Source organism: Streptomyces sp. NPDC052687, assembly GCF_040678395.1.
Lineage (GTDB): Bacteria > Actinomycetota > Actinomycetes > Streptomycetales > Streptomycetaceae > Streptomyces.
In genome coordinates this window covers 44715-64253 of record NZ_JBFATR010000018.1, presented here as the reverse complement: position 1 = coordinate 64253, position 19539 = coordinate 44715, and the positions used below count along the sequence as shown (strand labels likewise).

18 protein-coding genes are annotated in these 19539 nt (G+C 71.9%); 7 read left to right on the top strand and 11 right to left on the bottom strand.

Features of this window, described 5'->3' with window-relative positions:
* Positions 1 to 94: 94 nt before the first annotated feature.
* Together AB0K92_RS17305 and AB0K92_RS17300 are read right to left on the bottom strand one after the other, a co-directional pair.
* Positions 95 to 1357: a serine/threonine-protein kinase gene (locus AB0K92_RS17305; protein WP_365923674.1), complete on the bottom strand. Its 1263-nt coding sequence runs from the start codon at positions 1355 to 1357 to the stop codon at positions 95 to 97.
* Between the two features lie 178 nt (positions 1358 to 1535).
* Positions 1536 to 2465, bottom strand: a complete 930-nt coding sequence (locus AB0K92_RS17300; protein ID WP_365764091.1) for a serine/threonine-protein kinase — start codon at positions 2463 to 2465, stop codon at positions 1536 to 1538.
* Positions 2466 to 2618: 153 nt separating this feature from the next.
* Here AB0K92_RS17300 and AB0K92_RS17295 point away from each other — a divergent pair, with 153 nt between their 5' ends.
* On the top strand, positions 2619 to 4604 hold the full coding sequence (locus tag AB0K92_RS17295; protein ID WP_365923672.1) for an N-6 DNA methylase: 1986 nt from the start codon (positions 2619 to 2621) through the stop codon (positions 4602 to 4604).
* A 381-nt stretch (positions 4605 to 4985) separates the two neighbouring features.
* Here the strand turns inward: AB0K92_RS17295 and AB0K92_RS17290 are convergent, their stop codons facing one another.
* The 7 genes from AB0K92_RS17290 to AB0K92_RS17260 form a co-directional block, all read right to left on the bottom strand.
* On the bottom strand, positions 4986 to 5903 hold the full coding sequence (locus AB0K92_RS17290; protein ID WP_365923670.1) for an LLM class F420-dependent oxidoreductase: 918 nt from the start codon (positions 5901 to 5903) through the stop codon (positions 4986 to 4988).
* Positions 5904 to 6207: 304 nt separating this feature from the next.
* Positions 6208 to 7377, bottom strand: coding sequence for an LLM class flavin-dependent oxidoreductase (locus AB0K92_RS17285; protein WP_365923668.1), 1170 nt, complete (start codon positions 7375 to 7377; stop codon positions 6208 to 6210).
* A 27-nt stretch (positions 7378 to 7404) separates the two neighbouring features.
* A complete protein-coding gene (locus AB0K92_RS17280) occupies positions 7405 to 8601 on the bottom strand; it encodes an SfnB family sulfur acquisition oxidoreductase (protein ID WP_365923666.1) in 1197 nt (398 codons plus the stop codon).
* Entirely contained in the window at positions 8598 to 9155 is a 558-nt protein-coding gene (gene ssuE, locus AB0K92_RS17275; RefSeq protein WP_365923664.1) for an NADPH-dependent FMN reductase, read from the bottom strand. The genes AB0K92_RS17280 and ssuE overlap by 4 nt, the downstream gene beginning before the upstream one ends.
* 15 nt (positions 9156 to 9170) lie before the next feature.
* Positions 9171 to 10388: an acyl-CoA dehydrogenase family protein gene (locus tag AB0K92_RS17270; protein WP_365923662.1), complete on the bottom strand. Its 1218-nt coding sequence runs from the start codon at positions 10386 to 10388 to the stop codon at positions 9171 to 9173.
* A gap of 183 nt (positions 10389 to 10571) precedes the next feature.
* On the bottom strand, positions 10572 to 11699 hold the full coding sequence (gene sfnG / locus AB0K92_RS17265; protein WP_365923660.1) for a dimethylsulfone monooxygenase SfnG: 1128 nt from the start codon (positions 11697 to 11699) through the stop codon (positions 10572 to 10574).
* A 210-nt stretch (positions 11700 to 11909) separates the two neighbouring features.
* Positions 11910 to 11990 (bottom strand): putative leader peptide, encoded by an 81-nt coding sequence (locus AB0K92_RS17260; RefSeq protein WP_365765822.1) that lies wholly within the window; start codon positions 11988 to 11990, stop codon positions 11910 to 11912.
* Between the two features lie 138 nt (positions 11991 to 12128).
* On the opposite strand from AB0K92_RS17260, the gene AB0K92_RS17255 reads away from it, so the two are divergent.
* From AB0K92_RS17255 to AB0K92_RS17230, 6 genes are all read left to right on the top strand, one after another.
* A complete protein-coding gene (locus AB0K92_RS17255) occupies positions 12129 to 13037 on the top strand; it encodes a LysR family transcriptional regulator (RefSeq protein ID WP_365923658.1) in 909 nt (302 codons plus the stop codon).
* Between the two features lie 380 nt (positions 13038 to 13417).
* Complete coding sequence (locus tag AB0K92_RS17250; protein WP_365923739.1) at positions 13418 to 14278, top strand: ABC transporter permease; 861 nt, start codon at positions 13418 to 13420, stop codon at positions 14276 to 14278.
* An 86-nt stretch (positions 14279 to 14364) separates the two neighbouring features.
* Entirely contained in the window at positions 14365 to 15417 is a 1053-nt protein-coding gene (locus AB0K92_RS17245; RefSeq protein ID WP_365923656.1) for an ABC transporter substrate-binding protein, read from the top strand.
* The gene (locus AB0K92_RS17240; RefSeq protein WP_365923654.1) at positions 15404 to 16222 is read left to right on the top strand and encodes an ABC transporter ATP-binding protein; all 819 of its coding nucleotides are present in this window, start codon (positions 15404 to 15406) and stop codon (positions 16220 to 16222) included. Before AB0K92_RS17245 ends, AB0K92_RS17240 begins: the two co-directional genes overlap by 14 nt.
* A gap of 65 nt (positions 16223 to 16287) precedes the next feature.
* Positions 16288 to 17172, top strand: coding sequence for a TauD/TfdA family dioxygenase (locus AB0K92_RS17235; protein ID WP_365923652.1), 885 nt, complete (start codon positions 16288 to 16290; stop codon positions 17170 to 17172).
* A 123-nt stretch (positions 17173 to 17295) separates the two neighbouring features.
* Complete coding sequence (locus AB0K92_RS17230; protein WP_365923650.1) at positions 17296 to 17484, top strand: hypothetical protein; 189 nt, start codon at positions 17296 to 17298, stop codon at positions 17482 to 17484.
* A 36-nt stretch (positions 17485 to 17520) separates the two neighbouring features.
* On the opposite strand, the gene AB0K92_RS17225 is transcribed toward AB0K92_RS17230, so the two are convergent.
* Together AB0K92_RS17225 and AB0K92_RS17220 are read right to left on the bottom strand one after the other, a co-directional pair.
* A complete protein-coding gene (locus AB0K92_RS17225) occupies positions 17521 to 17970 on the bottom strand; it encodes a response regulator (RefSeq protein WP_166003697.1) in 450 nt (149 codons plus the stop codon).
* Positions 17967 to 19511 carry an ATP-binding protein gene (locus tag AB0K92_RS17220; RefSeq protein ID WP_365923737.1) on the bottom strand — a complete coding sequence of 515 codons (1545 nt, stop codon included), beginning with the start codon at positions 19509 to 19511 and terminating at the stop codon, positions 17967 to 17969. Before AB0K92_RS17220 ends, AB0K92_RS17225 begins: the two co-directional genes overlap by 4 nt.
* Positions 19512 to 19539: the final 28 nt, after the last annotated feature.

The following is a 19539-nucleotide window of genomic DNA, read 5'->3' as shown; positions in this document are numbered from 1 at the left end:
TTTCCTGTCTCCCCTCCGGAACGACGCGACCGCAGGCTAACACGAGCCATTAAGTGTGAACACAGATCACAAAACATCGACCGAAGGCTCCGCCTCAGCCCATCCGGCGCAGCCGCTCAAGCAGTGCCCGGCTGCGCCCGTGCCCGGTGTCCCTGTCGGACAGGATGCGGTCTTCTTCGTCGATGAGGCGACGCAACAGCTCCTCGGCAGCACGTCGCTCCCCGGCGCGGATCAGCAGGACGGCGATCTCGTAGCGGGTGTCCAGCACGGCCGGGTGCCCCGGCCCGAGCAGACTGCGCTGTTCGGCGAGGACCGACCTCAGTTCGTCCAGGGCATCCCGGGTGCGCCCGAGCGCGCCGATGCACAGGGCGGCTCCGGCCCTGGCGGTGAGGGCGCTCGCGCGGTCGAGGCCACCGACGGCCATCAGCTCCTGGTACTCCTCCAGGGCGCGGGCTGGACGGCCCGCCCGGCGCAGGGCCTCGATCTCGGCCAGACGGGGATGAGCGGGCATGTCCTCGGCGACGGGAGCCGGCCCAGGCGCCCATGCGGCGAGCAGGGCGGCCACCTCCGCGGCGGAGGCGGGCCGGTCCTCGGGCTTCTTCTCCAGCAGCCGCTCGACCAGCGTCCGCAGGCCGTCCGGTACGTCGGGGCGGCGGTCGGCGAGCGGCGGGACGGGTTCGTTGGCGTGCCGGTGGTAGAGCATGAAAGGGCTGCCGTCGGTGAAGGGCGGTGCTCCGGTGAGCAGCTCGTACAGGACGCAGCCCAGCGAGTAGAGGTCGCTGGCGGGCACGGTCCGGCCGACGGCCTGTTCGGGCGCCATGTAGACGACGGTGCCAGGGGTGGCGTTGGAGGCGGTGAAGCGGGTTTCTCCTGGATGGGGCTCGAGCGCGGCGGCGACCCCGAAGTCGAGGACCTTGATCCCACCGTCCGGGGTGATCATCAGATTGGACGGTTTGAGGTCGCGGTGCACCACGCCCTGAGCATGGGCGTAGGACAGCACCTCGGCCGTGCGGCGGGCGACGTCCGCCGCCTGCTCGATGGTGAGCGGGCCGTCGTTCTTGAGGACGGCGTCCAGTGCGCGGCCCGGGACGAGGTCCATGACCAGGTACAACTCGCCCTCGTGGGTGCCGTGGTCGTGAACGGTGGGGACACCGGGGTGGCGCAGGCGGCCGGTCAGGCGGGCCTCGCGCAGGAAACGGCGTTCCAGGGTGGTGAGTTCGGTCCCGCGGCCGCGGGGTGCGAGCACCTTGACGGCCACCTCTCGATGGTGGTCGCGGTCGTGGGCCGCCCAGACGACCCCCATGCCGCCCCGGCCCAGTTCGTGCGTGAGCTCGTACCGTCCAAGGCTTCGCCGCATCGCGCCCCGTCCCCAGTTCCAGCGCCTGCCGCGCCCGCCACCTCTTGACGGCCGGGAACGCACGGCCCCCAGCCGACGAGACCATTTTGTCACTGACACGGCATGCCTGTGCTCCATGCGACCAGAAAGATGGGCGTTGCAACCACCTCCCGTCTCCAACCAGGTCGCGCGGGAGAGATCACAGGGGAAGCGGACCGTGGGGGACGAGGAAGGGGCGTCGGGGGTCCTCGGGCACAGTACGCCTGACAGCCAGCTCAGGGCGCGGGTCCGGCAGGTGGGGTGCGAGGGCCGCGTACACCTCTGCAGCAGAGGAGGGGCGGTCTTCCGGCCGCTTGGCCAGCAGGGCCGTGATCAGGTCCTGGAGGTCGCCGGGCACGTCCACCCCCGCGTCGGCGACCACGGGCGGGGGTGTGGCGAGATGGTGTGAGGCGAGGAGTGCCGGCTGGTGGGTCGGGAAGGGGGGCGCACCCGTGAGCATGTGGTGTAGCAGGCAGCCCACGGCGTACAGGTCGCTGCGGCCGTCGAGCCGGTCCCGGTCGGCCAGGAGCTCGGGAGAGGCACAGAGAAGGTTGCCGATACCCTCGCCGGTCGCCGTGAGTCGCGGATCCACGTCACTGAGCAGCTTAACGAGCCCGAAGTCCAGAATCTTCACGATCCCGTCGCGCCGGATCATGATGTTCTGCGTCTTCAGATCACGGTGGACGAAACCGGCCGCATGGACCGCGGACAGTCCCGCGCAGATCTGTGCACCGACGGCAGCCGCGGAGGGGACGTCGAACCGCCCGTTGTCGTACTGATCGAAGAGGTACTCGAGGGTGGTGCCTTCGATCAGCTCCATCACCAGGCAATAGGTGTCATCCGTGAGCGACGCATCGAAAACGGTGGCAACGTTGGCGTGGTTCAGACGCGCGGCCGCCCTCGTCTCACGGTGGAACCGCGCCAGGGCCGCATCGCGGCCGCCCGCCACGGCCAGCAGTTCCGTGGCGACGGTCTTCACCGCGACGGGCCGGTCGAGGGGCAGGTCACGCCCCCGCCACACCTGCCCCATCACGCCCCGACCCAGGACCGACTCCAGTCGATAACGGTCACAGAGCACGATCCCCGGCATCGGACTCGACATATTCCTTGACCTCCACACTTTCTGCACATCATGGTGGAACGCGGGCTCTGTGAACAAAGTCAATAAGCGTAGTAGCCTCTCAGCACTACGGCCGCTGGGACGCCGACCAGCCCAGCCGCCAAGTACCTCGGAGACTGATCGATGAGCAATCCGGACGTCGTACCCGTCAGCCTGGCCGAGATCGCCCGGATCGCCGGCGTCGGGCGAGCCGCGGTGAGCAACTGGCGGCGCCGCCACGACTCCTTCCCCACCCGGATCGGGGGAACCGACGTCAGCCCGCAGTTCTCGCTCGCGGAGGTCGAACAGTGGCTTCGGGAGAACGGCAAGCTCAACGACATCGGCCGCAAGGAGCTTCTCTGGCCACGTTTCGAGGTACTCGGCAGCCGGAACGAGTCGGGTCTGGCCGTGGCCGAGGCCGCCCGCCGGATGCGTTCCCCCAAAGCCCGGATCGCCCATCCAGAACTGTCCGCACAGGCTCGTGACCTGGTGGCCCAGGCGGCGAGGCTGGGACGGGAGGAGGGACCGCGCGAGACCTTCGAGTTCCTGCTCCAACGGTGGCTGGAAACCCATGTCCGGCAGCTCAGCACCACGCCACCGCCACTCGCCGCACTGATGGTCCGGATCGCCCTCGCAGTCCGTCTCGGTTCCAAGGACGGCGGACTGACATTCCTCGATCCGGCCTGTGGCACGGGGCACCTGGCCGCCGCAGCCGCGCAGGAGTACGACGGTACGGGGCTCGAACTGTTCGCGTGCGAGCGGGACAAGGCGCTGGCCGCGCTGGCGTCCGCCCGGCTCGACTTCATCGCGGAGGACCGTGACATCCGTACGCGGATCGCCATGGCCGACGCACTGCGGGAGGATCCCTTCGGCGACATACGAGCCGACATCGCGGTGTGCAACCCGCCCTTCAACGAACGGGATTGGGGATACGAGGAGCTCGCCACCGACCAGCGTTGGACCCATGGTCTGCCTCCGCGGACCGAACCCGAGCTGGCCTGGGTGCAGCACCTCCTTGCTCACCTCAAGCCCGGCGGTGCCGCCGTGGTCGTCCTTCCCCCGGCGGTCGCGTCACGCAAGGCGGGCCGCCGCATCCGTGGCTCCCTGCTGCGCACCGGGGCGCTTCGGGCGGTCGTGTCCCTGCCCCCGGGCAGCGCGCAGCCGCACAGCGTGTCCCTGCAGTTGTGGATCCTCAGAGCGGCGACGGACAGCCCGACGGCCGCTCCCCCGGGCCAGGACGCCCTCCTGGTGGACGCCACACGCTTCGCACGACCGGGAACGCGCGAGCCGAGCCCCGACTGGGATGCTCTCGGTTCGTTCGTCCTCACCGCGCTGGCGACCCTCGACCATCCCGGCAAGGGGTCACCGGAGGGAGCCGTTCGCGTTCCCCTGCTCGACCTCCTGGACGACGAGGTGGATGTCACCCCGGGACGCTATACCGCCTCCGTGTCGGAGCCCTCCCCGAAGGAAATCGCGGCGAGGTGGGATGAGTTCAAGTCACTGCTGACCGATCTGGCCGATCAGGCGCGGCATCTGTCCCTTCTCGAGGTCGAGGCCGGTACCCAGCAGGCCATGACGACCCTCGGAGACCTGGTCAAGGCGGGCGCGCTGACGCTGCGCGCCGGCCAACAGCCCCCGGAAGCGACGGTACCGACCCGTGGGGCCACCGTGCCGCTCCTCACCATCGCAGACCTCCTGCACGACGGCAGGCCGGGCCAGGTCCTGTCCACCGACTCGGCGCATGCCCTCGCCGAGGAGGGTGATGTCGTGGTCGCCGGAGTGATCCGGGCCTTCCGAGCCTGGGTCCACCAAGGACCTCCGATGGCCGTCGGTCCGCAGCTCTACGTCCTGCGGGTGGACTCCGAGAAGCTGGACGCCCACTTCCTCGCTGGTTGTCTGCGTGCGCCGGCCAACGGGCGCCAGGCAGGCACCCACGCCTCCAGCTCATCCCGGGTCGACATCCGGCGTCTCCAGGTGCTCCAGCTTCCCCTGGAGAAGCAGGTGGCGTATGCCGAGACGTTTCGCCGCCTCAGCGCATTCGAGACACTGCTCACCATGGCTGCCGGTCTGGGTAAGGGGCTGGCTGGCGACATGAACGACCATGCGGCAGCAGGAGGGCTGACCACCTGACGTGCCAACGATGTCCAGTCGCGGATCAATGCTGCAGCGCATCGCAGTTGACGTGGTTCCGCCTCCCGAACAGGACGCCGGGCAGCGCGGCCCTGCCATGGGTCCAGGTCACCAAACCGGGAACCGTGCGGCCCCACGCTGACCCGTATTCCAATCATCAGGGTTCTGACGAGGGGAAACACCCAGATACTAGATCCTGTAGTTGCACATGGTACGGAACACGGAGTCTCCCGAAGTGTCTGCTCCCTGCCTGCTTAGGCCAGGTCAAGGGCGGTCCTCGGCAGGGTTTCAACCGTGGGCGCGTCCGGTCAGCGCTCGCCCGGTGTCTCGCGGCTCACGCCGGCCGGAGACCGCGGATCGCGCCGGCCGGACGCCCCCGGCTCAGCCGGTCGCCAGTTCTCCGAGGAGTTTCCAGGTGCGGCGCCGGTCGGCGTCGCCGGTCAGGTCGGTCGTCGTGAACACCACGTCCGTCGCCCCGGCCGCCCGGTAGCGCGCGACCTCGGCGGCGACGGTCTCCTCGTCGCCGATCACCGCCAGGTCGGCGGCGCGGGTGCCGCCGGACAGGCGGATGACCCGCTCGTAGGAGGGGAACCGCTCGTAGAACCCGAGTGCCTCGACGGCCTTCTCCCGGGCGGCTTCGACGTCGGCGGTGACCACGCCGGGCACGAACGCCACGATGCGGGGTGCCGGCCGGCCCGCCGCCTCGGCGGCCGCGGTGACGGCCGGGACGATGTGTTCGGCCAGGGCACGCGGGCCGGCCAGGTAGGGAAGGATGCCGTCCGCGAGTTCACCGGAGACGCGCAGCGCCTGCGGTCCCATGGCGGCGACCAGGATCGGCACGGGCGGTACGGCGCCCGGGACCGCGGCGGGCAACGGCGTGTGGGCGGTGAGCAGTTCGCCGCGGAAGTCGGCGCTGCCGGTCTCGACGAGTTGGCGCAGGGCGGTGAGGAATTCGCGGAGCAGCCGGACGGGGCGCTCGTGCGGAATGCCGAAAGCCGTCTCCGTGACGTACTTGGTGCCCAGGGCGAGTCCGAGGTGGTACCGGCCGCCGGTCGCCGCCTGCGCGGTCTGCGCCTGGCTGGAGACGAGCAGCGGATGGCGGCCGAAGACGGGGATCGCGGCGGTCCCGACGTGCAGCCCGGGGACCTCACGGCCGACGACCGCGGCGAGCGTGGGAGAGTCGTAGGAGAGGGTCTGCCCGAACCAGACGGAGCGCAGTCCGGTGTCGTGGGCCTCCCGTGCCAGCAGCACCGTGCGGTCGATGTCCTGTTCGAGGGCGAGCGCTAATCCGAGAGTCATACCCACACCAACCGGCGTGCCCGGGACCGGCATTCCGGGTGGTGTATGACGAGTTCGTGGCGGGCGTGTGACGGGCTTCGGCGCGACCGCCCCGCTTCAGGCTTCGGGGCCTACCGCGTCCCGGCGTCCGGCTTCGGGGCCTACCGCGTCCCGGCGTCCGGCTTCGGGGCCCACCGCGTCCCCGCGTCCGGCTTCGGGGCCCACCGCGCCCCGCGTCCGGCTTCGGGGCCCACCGCGTCCCCGCGTCCGGCTTTGGGGCCCACCGAGTCCCCGCGTCCGGCTTCGGCGCGACCGCGTCCCCGCGTCAGTGCCGGGGGGTGCCGCCGGTGCCGGCGAAGGGGACCTGGGCGGCGGGGCGTGCGTCGGCGGGGTCGCGGAACGGGTGGGTCCACAGTCCTCGCGCTTCGAGCCTGGGCAGGACTCCCTCGCCGAACCAGTACGCCTCCTCCAGGTGCGGGTAGCCGGAGAGGACGAACTCGTCGATGCCGAGCGCGTGGTACTCGGCGATCCGGTCGGCGACCTCCTCATGGCTGCCGACCAGGGCCGTGCCCGCGCCGCCGCGCACCAGTCCGATGCCGGCCCACAGGTTGGGGTGGATCTCCAGGTTGTCGCGGCTGCCGCCGTGCAGGGCGAGCATGCGGCGCTGGCCCTCGGACTCGCTGCGGGCCAGGCCCGCCTGGACGGCCTTGACGGCCTCGGGGTCGAAGCCGTCGAGCAGCCGCCGTGCCTCGGCCCAGGCCTGCTCGGCGGTGTCGCGGGTGATGACGTGCAGCCGGACGCCGAAGCGGAGGGTGCGCCCCTCCTTCTCGGCCAGCGCGCGGATCCACGCGATCTTCTCGGCGACGGCGGCGGGCGGTTCGCCCCAGGTGAGGTAGACGTCCGCGTGGCGGGCGGCGACCTCGCCTGCGATCGGCGACGAGCCGCCGAAGTACACCTCCGGGACCGGGTCGGGGACGCGGGCCAGCGTGGCGCCCTCGACCCGCAGGTGCTCGCCGGTCAGGTCCACGGTCTCGCCGTGCCACAACCGCCGCACCACCTCCAGGAACTCGCCGGTGCGGCGGTAGCGGGCGTCCTTGTCGAGGAAGTCGCCGTAGGCGCGCTGTTCGTGGCTCTCCCCGCCGGTGACGACGTTGAGCAGCAGCCGTCCGCCGCTGTGCCGCTGGAAGGTGGACGCCATCTGCGCGGCCAGCGTCGGGGAGACGAAGCCGGGCCGGAAGGCGACCAGGAACTTCAGCCGCTCGGTGTGGCGGCTGACCATCGCGGTGGTCAGCCAGGCGTCCTCGCACCAGGCGCCGGTCGGGGTGAGGGCGCCCGTGAAGCCCAGGTCCTCGGCGGCGCGGGCGATCTGGCTCAGGTAGGCGACCGTCGGGGGCCGGTCGCGGCCGGCGGCGCCGGCGGGGGTGCCGTGGCCGCCGCCGACGACGTGCCGGCTGTCGCCGTTGGTGGGCAGGAACCAGTGGAAGGTGAGGGACATGGGGGGTCTCCGTTCGGGGGCGGGCGTCTACAGCAGTCCGTGCCGGGGCGGGCGGGTGCCGTTGAGGGTGTACCGGCCGATGTGCTGCACCTTCCAGCGGGCCGGGTCGTGCAGGGTGTGGGTGCGGGCGTCCCGCCAGTGGCGGTGCAGGTTCAGGGAGTCGAGCGCGGCGCGGGTGCCGGCCACCTCGAAGAGGGCGCTGCCCGCCTCCACCGCGGCCTCGGCCGCCGTCACCTTGGCCGCGGCGACCGCGATCGAGGCCTCGGCGGCCGTGTCGTCGGTCAGGTCGGCACGGGCGGTGTCCACGGACCGCGCCGCCGTGGCGAGCAGCGCCTCGGCGGCCCGCACCCTGATCGCCAGTTCGCCGAACCGCTGGATCAGCAGCGGGTCGTCGGCGGCGGTCGGGTGTCCCTCGTCGACGCTCTCGAACCAGGGGCGGCTTCTGGTGCGGACGAAGTCGGCCGCCTCCGCCAGTGCGCCGGAGGCGATCCCGGCGTCGATGGCGGCGTGCAGCAACTGGGCGACGGCGCCGTGGAGTTGCGGTCCGCGGAAGGTGAGGTGGTGCGGTACGACCCGGTCGGCGGGGACGGGCACCGACTCCAGGCGGACGGTCCCGCTGGCGGTGGTGCGCTGGCCCATGCCGTCCCAGTCGTCGACGACCGTGAGCCCCGGCGCCTCCCGCGGGACGAACGCCACGTGCAGGTTGTCGTCGTCGGCGCGGGCGAGGACGGGGATCCAGTGGGCGAAGAGGGCGCCGGTGGAGTAGTGCTTGACGCCGTCGAGGAGGTACGAGCCGTCCGGCCGGCGGGTGAGGCGGGTGCGGATGTCCTGCACGTGCCGGGTCCCCGCCTCGGACTGGGCGTTGCCGAAGCGCTTGCCGCGCAGCACCTCGCCGAAGAGGAACCGCTGCTGGTCGGGGGTTCCCTGCCGGCGCAGGACGTTGACGTACACGAAGTGGCTCTGCGGGATCTGGGCGAGGCTGGCGTCGGCGGCGGCCAGCCGCCGGAAGATCTCGGCGAGGGTCTCGGTGCGGACGTCGGCGCCGCCGAACCCGGCGGGCACCGTCACCCCGAGCAGCCCGGAGGCGGACAGCCGTTCCAGTTCCGCGCGCGGCAGCCGGCGCAGCGCGTCCCGCTCCGCGGCGCCCTTGCGGAAGTCCTCGGCCAGCTCGCCGGCGACGTCGAGGGCCTCGGCGTCGCCGGCGATCACGTGCGGGGCGCTCATCCGGTGGCCGCCAGCAGGGTCGTACGGCCGCCCAGGGCGAGTGAGAACTGGTCCGTGACCTGGGCGAGGGCCTCGGCGGAGGCGGGCGCGACGGTCAGCGAGCCGTCGTCGGTGACCGTGATGTCCTTGTCGAGGGTGAACCAGCCAGGGGTGATGTGCGCGGCTCCCAGGGAGGCGAGGACCGGGCGCAGGGCGTAGTCGATGGCCAGGACGTGGGCGGTGGTGCCGCCCGTGGCGAGCGGCAGCACGGTCTTGCCGGCCAGGGCGTACTGCGGGAGGAGGTCGAGCAGTGACTTCAGCAGCCCGGAGTAGGCGGCCTTGTAGACCGGGGTGCCGATCACGACGCCGTCCGCCTGGGCGAAGAGCGCGGTGGCCTCGGCGATCGCCGGGTGGCCGAGGTGCGCGTGCAGCAGGGCCTCGGGCGGGAGGGTGCGGACGTCGAGGGGGACGACCTGGTGCCCCTGGGCGACGAGCCGGTCGTCCAGGTGGCGCAGCAGGCGGGCGGTGCGGGAGGTGGCGGAAGGGCTGCCGGAGACGGAGAGGACGGTGGCCATCGGAGCGTGGACCTTTCAGGAGTACCAGGTGGGCTGCGGCAGTTCGCCGGTGAGGACGTGGCGGCCGACCTCGCGCCGTTTGTAGGCGACCGGGTCGTGCAGGGTGTGGGTGCGGATGTTGCGCCAGAAGCGGTCGAGGCCCTCCGCGGAGGCGGTGGCCCGTGCGCCGGTCACCTCGAAGATGCGGTTGGTGACCTCCAGGGCCACGTCGGTGGCGCGGGCCTTCACGGCGGCCACCCGGACCTCGAACTCGCCGCGGGTCTTCTCGGTGACGGCGTCGGGGTCGTCGTGCAGCTTCTGGCCCTCGGCGGCCACGGCGTCGGCGAGTGCCTCGACGGCCCAGAGCTTGGCGGTGAGGTCGCCGTAGATGTCGATGACGTACGGCTCGTCCACGGCGCGCTCGTGGCCGCCGTGCAGCCAGGGCCGGGACTTGGTGCGGGTGTAGGCCGCGGCGGTCTCCAGGGCGCCGGCGGCGATGCCGAGGTAGAAGTTGACGAAGACCAGCTGGATGGTCGGCACGTTGAGGGTGTTGTAGACGCGCGGCCGGAACCGCTTGTCGACGTAGCCGGCCGCGGCCGACCAGGGGACGCGGACGGCGTCGAGGGTGACGCCGCCGCTCTCGGTGAGGCGCTGGCCGATGTTGTCCCAGTCGTCGTGGAAGGTGAGGCCTTCGCTGTCGGACGGGACGATGGCGAAGACGTGGTCGTCGGTGCCCTCCAGGACGCCTTCCAGCACGGTGACGTCGGAGACCTTGCTGCCGGTGGAGAACGACTTGCGGCCGGTGAAGGTGAGGGTGTCGCCCTCGTCGCGCACCACCACGTCGTCGTCGCGGGGGTTGACCGCGCCGCCGAAGAACCACTGGTTGCGGGCGGCCTCGGCCTCGACGTGTTCCCACTGTTCGCGGGTGCCGACCAGCCGGGCGGCCCAGTTCCACAGGTAGTGGTAGCCGAGCAGCTGGCCGATCGAGCCGTCGGCCTTGGCGACCTCGCGGACGACGCGGTAGGCGGTGGTCCAGTCCTGGCCGGCGCCGCCGTGCTCGACGGGCCCGAGGAGGGTGACCAGGCCGGCCTCCTTCAGCAGCCGGACCTCGGCGTACGGGGTGGCGCCCGCCTTGTCGCGGGCCGCGGCGTCGGAGGCGAGGACGGCGGCGACCTCGGCGGCGCGGGCGATCCAGCCCTCGGCGTCGCTCGGGGCGGGGACGGACTTCCAGTCGGCCGGTGCGGTGATGCTCATGGGGATTCCTCTCGGTGCGGTTCACGCCGCGTGCGGGTGCGGTTCACGCCGCGTGCGGGTGCGGTCGCGTGCGGGGTGCGGGTGTGGTGCGACGGTGGTGACGGTGGGGACGCGTGCGCCGGCACGTCGCGGGCGGAGGCGCGTTGCGGGCGGAGGCGCGTCGCGGGCGTACGGGCCGGCCGGTCAGGAGTGGGCGGGGACGGGCTCGGACTGCGGCTGCTGCGCCTCCAGTTCGCGGACGAGAGGCAGCACGCGCTTGCCGAAGTACTCGACCTCCTCCAGGTAGTGCAGGAAGCCGAGGAGGAAGAGATCCACGCCGAGCCGCTTGTAGGCGACGATCCGCTCGGCGATCTGCTCGGGGGTGCCGATCAGGCCGGTGCGGAAGCCGTCGTTGTACTGGACGAGGTCCTCGAAGCTCGAGTCCTGCCACATGCCCTTGCCGTCGGCGGTGGACGGGCCGGCCTGCTGGACGGCGTCCCGGAAGCCGTGGACGGCCGGGGTGTCGGCCTTGGCGACGATCTCGCGGAGCGTGTCGCGGGCCTCGGCCTCGGTGTCGCGGGCGATGAGGAAGCCGTTGAGGCCGAACTTCGGCGGCGTGCGGCCGGCCCGGGCGGCGGACGCGCGGATGTCGCCGAGCTGTTCGGTGACGCCGTCGAAGTCCTTGCCGTTGCTGAAGTACCAGTCGGAGACGCGGCCGGCCATGGCGCGGGCGGCGGTGGAGTTGCCGCCCTGGAAGATCTCCGGGTGCGGGCGCCCGGGGACGGCGACGGGCTTGGGCTTGAGCGTGAAGTCACGCAACCGGTAGAAGTCCCCGGCGAGTTCGGTGTGGTCCTCGGTCCAGATCTGACGCAGGGCGCGGATGAACTCCTCGGAGCGGCGGTAGCGCTCGTCGTGCTCGAGCCAGGGTTCCCCGAGGGCGGTGAACTCGCCCTTGAACCAGCCGCTGACGACGTTGACGGCGAACCGGCCGCCGGACAGGTGGTCGGCGGTGGCGCCGAGTTTCGCGAGGACTCCGGGGTGCCACAGACCGGGGTGGACGGCGGCGATCACCTTCAGCCGCTGGGTGGCCAGCAGCAGGGCCAGGCTGAAACTGGTCGACTCGTGCTGGAACTCGGCGCCGTAGCTGGCCATGTAGCGGACCTGGCTGAGGGCGTAGTCGAAGCCGCTGTTCTCGGCGAGGACGGCCAGTTCGCGGTTGTAGTCGTAGCTCCAGTCGGTGCGCTGCTCGATGGTGCTGGTGACCAGGCCGCCGCTGACGTTCGGCACCCAGTAGGCGAAGCGGACGGGATCGGATCCGGGCGGTACGGACATGGGGAACTCCTGGCATGAGAACGCCCGCGGAAAAAGGCACGCAGGCGTGCGGGGAAAGTGTGCGGTGGCCGGGACGCGGGCGTGCGGGGACGGCGTTCCCGGGAAAGCCGCGAGCGTTACGGCAGACGGCTCGCGGGAGAATTCACAAGGGCGGACTCGAAAGGAGACCGGTGCGAGTGCGAGGGTTTCCCTCGGGTGAGCTCGGTGGCCTCAGACCCGGCGGCGACAGCAGGAGCTGGAGACACGCGCGAGGTCGACGTGGCGTCGCCGCGTGAGATCCTGTCGCTTCATGTCATCGATCAAAGCAGCGGCACGTCGGGCGGGTCAAGATTGCCCGGAGCCGTTTCCGCGTACTGACAGAAGTTATTCACGAGGTTGTGACAGGGATTCCCTTGAACCCGCCCGGCGGCCGGCGGCAGTCTCACGGTCGTGCGTATCGAACAGCTCGAATACATCGCGGCCGTCACGCGCTCGGGTTCGCTGCGGCGGGCCGCCGAGGAGCTGCACCTGTCTCAGCCGGCGCTGAGCGAGACCGTGCGCAATCTGGAGCGGGAGCTGGGCGTGGACCTGCTGGAGCGCAAGCGGTCCGGGGCGAAGGTCAGCGACGAGGGCCGGGAGCTGCTGCCGTACATCATGAGCGTGCTGGACGCCGTCGACCGGCTGCGCGGCGCGGCCGGTGACCAGCATCGCATCAGCCGTATGGTCCGGCTCGGCACGGTCAACACCGCCACGGTGCCGCTGGTGATCCCGACCGTGCGGGAGTTCCGGTCCGCCCACCCGCGCACCCAGGTGGAACTGGTCGGCGCGCAGCAGTCCGAGATCCACCGGGGGCTGCTGGAGGGCGCGTTCGACCTGGGGCTGGTGAACTACCTCGGGGGCGACGACATGCCGCCCGGCTTCGAGACGACGGAACTGCTGCGCGGCCGCCCGGTGGTGTGCGTGCGCGCGGACAGTCCGCTCGCCGCCCGGGAGGCGGTGGACGTGGACGATCTCCTGGCCCAGCCGCTGATCGTGATGCGGTCCGGCTATGTGATGCACCGGTTCGTGCACCGGCTGCTGGGCGGCCGTACGCCGTCCTTCTCGTACTCCACCGACGGCGCCGAGATGGGCAAGCTGATGGTCGCCGAAGGACTGGGGGCGACCGTGCTGCCCGACTTCAGCGTCATCGGTGACCCGCTGGAGCGCCGCGGCGCGATCACCGTACGGCCGCTCGCGGGCGACGCGACCGATGTGCTGCTGGTCCTGCAGAGCCGCCCCTCCGGGCGGGTTCCCCGGGCCGTCCGGGCGCTGCACACCCTGTTCGTGCGCAACGCCCGCGCGTACGGCGGCGTCGCGTGAGCACGCCGGGCCGGCGCGCCGCGTTCCGGAGAGTGGACGCCCATTGGTGCGGAGCCGGGACTGAGGTAGAAATAGGACTCATGAATTCCGAGCCCTTGGTGCGACGCCTGGTCATCGACCTGTGCCGGCGCCCGGGTTCGTGTTGTCGCTGACCCCTTTCTCCTGACGCGCCCTGCCGTGCGGTGACATCACCCGCACCGGGCGGTCGGCCCGCGCCCTCTCACCACGGCGCGCGCTTCCCCCCTTTCTTGCTTCGGCTTTCCCCTTCCCCTTCGGCTTTCCCCGGCCTCTCCGGCCGGCATGACTTCCGGCCGGGACCGGCCGCCCTCTGATCGCGGCGGCCGCTCACGTTCCGGCGCCCCTGGAGGACGTCCGTGTCCCTGACTCCCACCCTGCTCGAATCCGCCGACCCGGCCGGCGCGCCGCCCGAACCCCGGCGGCGGGCCCGGAAGGCGGCGGCGCGCGTGCGCCGTGCCGCGCTGCCGCTGGGCTCGCTCCTGTGCTTCCTCGTCCTGTGGCAGCTGCTGGCGGCGAGCGGGACGTGGAGCGAGACCCTGGTCCCGCCGCCGGCCGCGGTGTGGGACGCGTTCGTCGACGTGTCCACCACGCACGACGGCGTACGGGGCTACAACGGCACCACGCTCGTCGAGCACCTGGGCATCAGCCTGCGGCGCATCGCCATCGGCGCCGGCATCGGTGTCGCCGCCGGGGTGGTGTTCGGGCTGCTCATGGGCACCGTCGGCCGGCTGCGCGCCCTGTTCGAGCCGTGGATCACGTTCCTGCGGACCCTGCCGCCGCTGGCGTATTTTTCGCTGCTGATCATCTGGCTGGGCATCGACGAGGCGCCGAAGGTCACGCTGCTGGCCGTGGCCGCGTTCCCGCCGGTGGCGGTGTCCACCACCACGGCCGTCACCGCCGTACCGAAGAGCCTGATCGAGGCCGCCCGCGCGCTCGGCGGCTCGCGGTGGGACGTCGTCCGGGACGTCGTCGTGCCGTCCGCGCTGCCGGAGACGCTCACCGGGATCCGGCTGGCCGTCGGTGTGGCCTACTCCTCCCTGGTCGCCGCCGAGCTGGTCAACGGTCTGCCCGGGATCGGCGGCATGGTCAAGGACGCCGCCAACTACAACAACACGCCGGTGGTGCTCGTCGGCATCATCGCCATCGGCGTCTCCGGGCTGATCATCGACGGCTTGCTGCTGCGGCTGGAACGCGCGGTCGTTCCGTGGCGCGGTCGCGCGTAGCCCGCACCCCGACCTCTCCCGTTCCCTCTCCTCCCATCCCCTCTTGCCTCACCCCTTTCCCTCCCCTGCACAGAAACGGTTCCACCATGTCCCCTGCCTCACGAGGCCCGTCCCGTCGTCTCCTCCTCGCCGGCGCCCTGGCGACCGTGTCCGCGGCCGTCACCGGCTGCTCGTCCGACGGCGAGGGGTCGGCGTCCGGCGGCTCCAAGCGGCTGCGCATCGGCTACTTCGCCTTCCCCAGCGGCGACCTGCTCGTGAAGCACGGGAAGCTGCTGGAGAAGGCCCTGCCGGACCACGAGATCACCTGGATCAAGTTCGACTCCGGTGCCGGGGTCAACCAGGCCTTCATCGGCGGGTCCCTCGACATCGCCGCGCTCGGCTCCAGTCCGTTCGCCCGCGGGGTGTCCGGCGACTCGCCCATCCCGTACAAGGTCGCGTGGATCCTCGACGTCGCGGGCGAGAACGAGGCCCTGGTGGTGCGCAAGGCCACCGGCATCACCGACGTCGCCGGGCTGAAGGGCAGGAAGATAGCCACGCCCTTCGCCTCCACCTCCCACTACAGCCTGCTGGCGGCGCTGGAGAAGGCGGGCCTGCGGCCGTCGGACGTGCAGCTCATCGACCTGCAGCCGCAGCCGATCCTCGCCGCGTGGCAGCGCGGGGACATCGACGCCACGTACGTCTGGCTGCCGACCCTCGACGAACTGCGCGCGACCGGCACCCAGCTCACCAGCAGCAAGGAGATCGGCGCGGCGGGCCGGCCGACCCTCGACCTGGCCGTCGTGTCGGACGACCTGATCGCGCGGGACCCGAAGGCCATCGACGTCTGGCGCAAGACGCAGGCCGAGGCGCTGCGCCTGCTCAAGTCCGACCCGGACGGCGCGGTGCGGGCGGTCGCGGCGGAACTCGGCATCGGCGCGGCGGACGCCAGGGCGCAGCTGTCGCAGGGCGTGTTCCTCACGCCGGAGCAGGTGGTCTCCGCCGACTGGCTGGGCAGCGAGGGCCGTCCGGGCAAGCTGCTCGGCTACGTCACCGACACCGGCCGGTTCCTGGCCGGCCAGCGGCAGATCGCCGCCGCGCCGTCCGAGGACGTCGTCCGCAAGGCGTTCTACCTCAAGGGGCTGCCCGATGTCGTCCAGTGAGACCGTGGTGGCCCCCGCCGGAGCGGGCGCGGCGGCCGAGGGATCCGTCCGCCTCGACGACGTCGTCCACCGCTACGGCCGGGGCGGCGAGACCTTCACCGCCGTCGGGCCGGTCGACCTGACCGTACCGGCCGGGGAGTTCCTGGTCCTCGTGGGTGCCTCCGGCTGCGGCAAGAGCACCCTGCTGCGGCTGATCGCCGGTTTCGAGCGGCCCACGCGCGGATCGGTGCGGGTGTCCGGCGCGGAGCCGCGGCCCGGCCGGGCAGCGGGGGTGGTGTTCCAGACTCCGCGGCTGTTCCCGTGGCGGACCGTGGGAGGCAACATCGACCTGGCGCTGCGGTACGCGGGAGTGGACCGCGCCCGCCGGCCGGAGCGGCGCGCGGAGCTGCTGGCCCGGGTCGGTCTGGAAGGCGCGGAGAAGCGGCGCGTCTGGGAGATCTCCGGCGGCCAGCAGCAACGTGTCGCGATCGCCCGCGCGCTCGCGGCCGAGAATCCGCTTCTCCTGCTCGACGAGCCGTTCGCGGCGCTGGACGCGCTGACCCGGGAGCGGCTCCAGCAGGACCTGCGCCGCATGACCGACCGGACCGGGCGGACGGCGGTGTTCGTGACGCACTCCGCGGACGAGGCGGTGTTCCTCGGCTCCCGCATCGTGGTGCTGACCAAGGGCCCCGGGACCGTGGCCCTCGACCTGCCGGTTCCGCTGCCGCGCGGCGAGACGGACCCCGAGGAGCTGCGTCGCTCCGAGCGGTTCGCCGAGTTGCGCGCGCAGGTGTCCCACGCGGTCAAGGCCGCCGCGGCGGCCTGACCCCTCACCCCCACCTCACCCACCCAACCTCACCCCCACCCGCACACCCAGGAAAGGAAATTCACGTGAGCGTTCTCAGCGAGCGGCCCGCCCTGACCCGGCTGCCCCTCACCCCACTCGGCCCCCGCTTCGGCGCGGAGATCGACGGTCTGGACCTCGGGCGCCTCGACGACGACCAGGTCCTCGCGCTGCGCGAGGCACTGGTGACGTACAAGGTGCTCTTCGTGCGCGGTCAGCACGGCCTCGACGACGCGGCGCAGATCGAGTTCGGCAGGCGCCTGGGCGAAGTGACCGTCGGGCATCCCGTGCACGACTCCGGTGACGTGGCACCCGAGGTGTACTCCCTGGACAGCCAGGACAACGGGTTCGCCGACGTCTGGCACACCGACGTGACGTTCGTACGGCGCCCGCCGGCCATCTCGGTCCTGCGTGCCGTGGTGCTGCCGCCCAACGGCGGCGACACCAGCTGGGCCGACAGCCAGCTCGCCTACGAGTCGCTGTCGCCGGGCCTGCGCGCCCACGTCGACACGCTCACCGCCGTCCACGACGGCAGCCGGGAGTTCGGCTACTACCTCGCCCAGCGCCGGCAGGGCCGGGGCAACGTGTGGGAGGGCGAGGTGTTCACGGAGCTGAAGCCGGTGGAGCACCCGGTGGTGCGGGTGCACCCGGAGACCGGCCGCAGGGGCCTGTTCGTGAACCCCGGCTTCACCTCCCACATCGTGGGTGTCTCGGAGCACGAGAGCCGGGGCCTCCTCGACATCCTGTACGCCCACCTCACCAAGCCGGAGCACGTCGTACGGCACCGGTGGCGGCCGGGTGACGTCGCGCTGTGGGACAACCGCAGCACGGCCCACTACGCCAACCGCGACTACGGCGACCAGCACCGTGTCATGCACCGCATCACGCTGCGCGGGGACGTCCCGGTCGGCCCGGCGAGCGCTCACGACTGAAGGGCCGCGCGCCCGCATCCGCCGGTCAAGCTCTGAAGTCGCTCAAGTGAGGATTGGCGAGGTGATCATTAGGGGCATCCCCCACGCACATGCACATCGGCACGGCAAACGGGGGTGCGGACCATGGAGTTCCTGACGATCGCGGTCGTCGTCCTGATCGCGGTGATCGCCGTCTCCGGCCGGGGCGGGCGCCGGTCCTCGCGGCGGGGCGGGTCCTGGTGGGACGGCGGCCACGGCGGGAGCGGCGGTGGCTGGTCCTGCGGAGGCGGATCGTCCTGCGGCGGGTCCTCCTGCGGGGGCGGGGGCGACTGAGGCGTCCCCGCCCCCGCCCCCGCCTGAGGCGCCGGGTCAGCCGGTGCGGCCGGGCAGCCGGACGACCTGGACGAAGAAGTCGTCGATCTGACGGACCGCGGCGATGAACTGGTCCAGGTCCACCGGCTTGGTGACATAGGCGTTGGCGTGCAGCTTGTAGCTGCGCAGGATGTCCTCCTCGGCCGCGGAGGTGGTGAGGACGACCACGGGGATGAGGGACAGATCGGGGTCGGACTTGATCCGCTCCAGGACCTGACGGCCGTCGTACTTCGGCAGGTTCAGGTCGAGCAGGATCAGGTCGGGCCGCGGCGCGTCGGTGTGGTCGCCGCGGCGGTAGAGGAAGTCCAGTGCCTCCTCGCCGTCGCGGACCACGTGCAGCGTGTTGCCGATCTTGTTGTCCTCGAACGCCTCACGGGTCATCAGCTCGTCGCCCGGGTCGTCCTCGACGAGGAGGACGTCGATGGGGGTGGCGGCGGGGGTGCTCATGTCAGGGCCTTTTCCTCGGTGCGCGTGCCGGCCGGAACCGGCGTGTCGGCGGTGACCCGCAGAGTCAAGCAGAAGCGGGTACCGCCCGTGTAGGCGGTGTCGATCCAGATCCTGCCACCATGGTGTTCGGCGATCTTCTTGCACAGGGCCAGACCGATGCCCGTACCACCGTAGGCGTCCCGGCTGTGCAGCCGCTGGAAGATGACGAAGACCTTCTCGGCGAACTCCTCCGGGATGCCGATGCCGTTGTCCGTGACGGTCAGCCGCAGGCTGTCCTCCTCCTCCGGGTCGGGATCGCAGGTGACGGTCACGTGCGGGGCCGTCTCGGGGCGGCGGAACTTCAGGGCGTTGCCCACCAGGTTCTGCCAGAGCATGGTGAGCAGGGTCGGGTCCCCGACGATCTCGGGCATCCGCTCGGGGCGGTCGACGCGGGCGCCGGTGTCCTCCACGGCGCCGGCCAGGTTCGCCAGGGCCTTGTCCAGCGCCTGGTCCAGGGAGACGGGCACGCGCGCGTCGTTGAGGCGGCCGACCCGGGAGAAGGTCAGCAGGTCGTTGATGAGCACCTGCATCCGCTTCGCGCCGTCGACGGCGAAGTCGATGTACTGCCGTCCGCGCTCGTCCAGTTGGTCCCCGTACCGCTTCTCCAGCAGCTGGCAGAACGACGCGACCTTGCGCAGCGGCTCCTGGAGGTCGTGGGAGGCGACGTAGGCGAACTGTTCCAGTTCCACGTTGGAGCGGCGCAGTTCGACGGCCTGCGCGTTGAGGTCGGCGGCCTGCCGGGTGAGCACCTGCTGCTGCTGGCGGGAGGCGTCGAGTTCGGTGACGATGCGCCGGCGCATGCCCTCGACGTCGCCGGCCAGCGCCGTCACGTCGACGGGGCCGCCGCCGGTGATGACGTACGAGAACTCGCCGCCGGCCACGCGGCGCGACGCGGTGCGCAGCGCCTCCAGGGGACGGGTCACGAGGAGCCTGACCAGGACGGCGAGCGCCACTCCGGTCAGCAGGAAGACGACCACCATGCCGGCCAGCACGGAGTCGCGGACCGTGCGCTCGTGGGCGAGGCGGTCCCGGTCGTCACGGACCGTCTCGGCCAGCCGGGCGCTCTGTTCGGCCAGCCGGGCGCGCACCTCGTCGAACTGCTGCTTGCCGCGCTCGGCCGCCCGCGGGTCGATCCGCCGGGGCTCGCCGGGCCGGACGGAGTCGGCGAGGGGGTCGGCGTAGCCGCGGCGCCAGGCGGCCGCCTGCCGTTCCACGGCGCGCAGGTCGGCGAGGAGTTCGGGCCGGTCGCCGAGGAGCGTGCGCAGCCGGGCGGCGGCGGCCGCCTCGTCCCGCTTGCCCTCGGTGTACGGGAGGAGGAACTGCTCGTCGGCGGTGATGGCGTAGCCGCGGATGCCGCTCTCCTGGTCGACGAGGGCGGCCTGCAGCCGGTAGGCCTCGGTCTGGGCCGGCTGGACGCGCTGGAGCAGCCGGTCGGACACGTCGGCGGTGCGGTCCAGCAGGTTCGTGCCGACCACGGTGCCGAGCACGACCAGCAGCGCCATGAGGGCCAGCACCAGGTAGAACCAGCCC

What these genes read in the sequence shown, in the direction of transcription:
- sfnG (WP_365923660.1), bottom strand. Translation starts at nt 11,699, where the DNA reads ATGTCCGTACCGCCCGGATCCGATCCCGTCCGCTTCGCCTACTGGGTG.
- AB0K92_RS17220 (WP_365923737.1), bottom strand. Translation starts at nt 19,511, where the DNA reads ATGGCGCTGCTGGTCGTGCTCGGCACCGTGGTCGGCACGAACCTGCTG.
- AB0K92_RS17230 (WP_365923650.1), top strand. Translation starts at nt 17,296, where the DNA reads ATGGAGTTCCTGACGATCGCGGTCGTCGTCCTGATCGCGGTGATCGCC.
- AB0K92_RS17225 (WP_166003697.1), bottom strand. Translation starts at nt 17,970, where the DNA reads ATGAGCACCCCCGCCGCCACCCCCATCGACGTCCTCCTCGTCGAGGAC.
- AB0K92_RS17290 (WP_365923670.1), bottom strand. Translation starts at nt 5,903, where the DNA reads ATGACTCTCGGATTAGCGCTCGCCCTCGAACAGGACATCGACCGCACG.
- AB0K92_RS17270 (WP_365923662.1), bottom strand. Translation starts at nt 10,388, where the DNA reads ATGAGCATCACCGCACCGGCCGACTGGAAGTCCGTCCCCGCCCCGAGC.
- AB0K92_RS17295 (WP_365923672.1), top strand. Translation starts at nt 2,619, where the DNA reads ATGAGCAATCCGGACGTCGTACCCGTCAGCCTGGCCGAGATCGCCCGG.
- AB0K92_RS17305 (WP_365923674.1), bottom strand. Translation starts at nt 1,357, where the DNA reads ATGCGGCGAAGCCTTGGACGGTACGAGCTCACGCACGAACTGGGCCGG.
- AB0K92_RS17240 (WP_365923654.1), top strand. Translation starts at nt 15,404, where the DNA reads ATGTCGTCCAGTGAGACCGTGGTGGCCCCCGCCGGAGCGGGCGCGGCG.
- AB0K92_RS17260 (WP_365765822.1), bottom strand. Translation starts at nt 11,990, where the DNA reads ATGAAGCGACAGGATCTCACGCGGCGACGCCACGTCGACCTCGCGCGT.
- AB0K92_RS17285 (WP_365923668.1), bottom strand. Translation starts at nt 7,377, where the DNA reads ATGTCCCTCACCTTCCACTGGTTCCTGCCCACCAACGGCGACAGCCGG.
- ssuE (WP_365923664.1), bottom strand. Translation starts at nt 9,155, where the DNA reads ATGGCCACCGTCCTCTCCGTCTCCGGCAGCCCTTCCGCCACCTCCCGC.
- AB0K92_RS17280 (WP_365923666.1), bottom strand. Translation starts at nt 8,601, where the DNA reads ATGAGCGCCCCGCACGTGATCGCCGGCGACGCCGAGGCCCTCGACGTC.
- AB0K92_RS17245 (WP_365923656.1), top strand. Translation starts at nt 14,365, where the DNA reads ATGTCCCCTGCCTCACGAGGCCCGTCCCGTCGTCTCCTCCTCGCCGGC.
- AB0K92_RS17300 (WP_365764091.1), bottom strand. Translation starts at nt 2,465, where the DNA reads ATGCCGGGGATCGTGCTCTGTGACCGTTATCGACTGGAGTCGGTCCTG.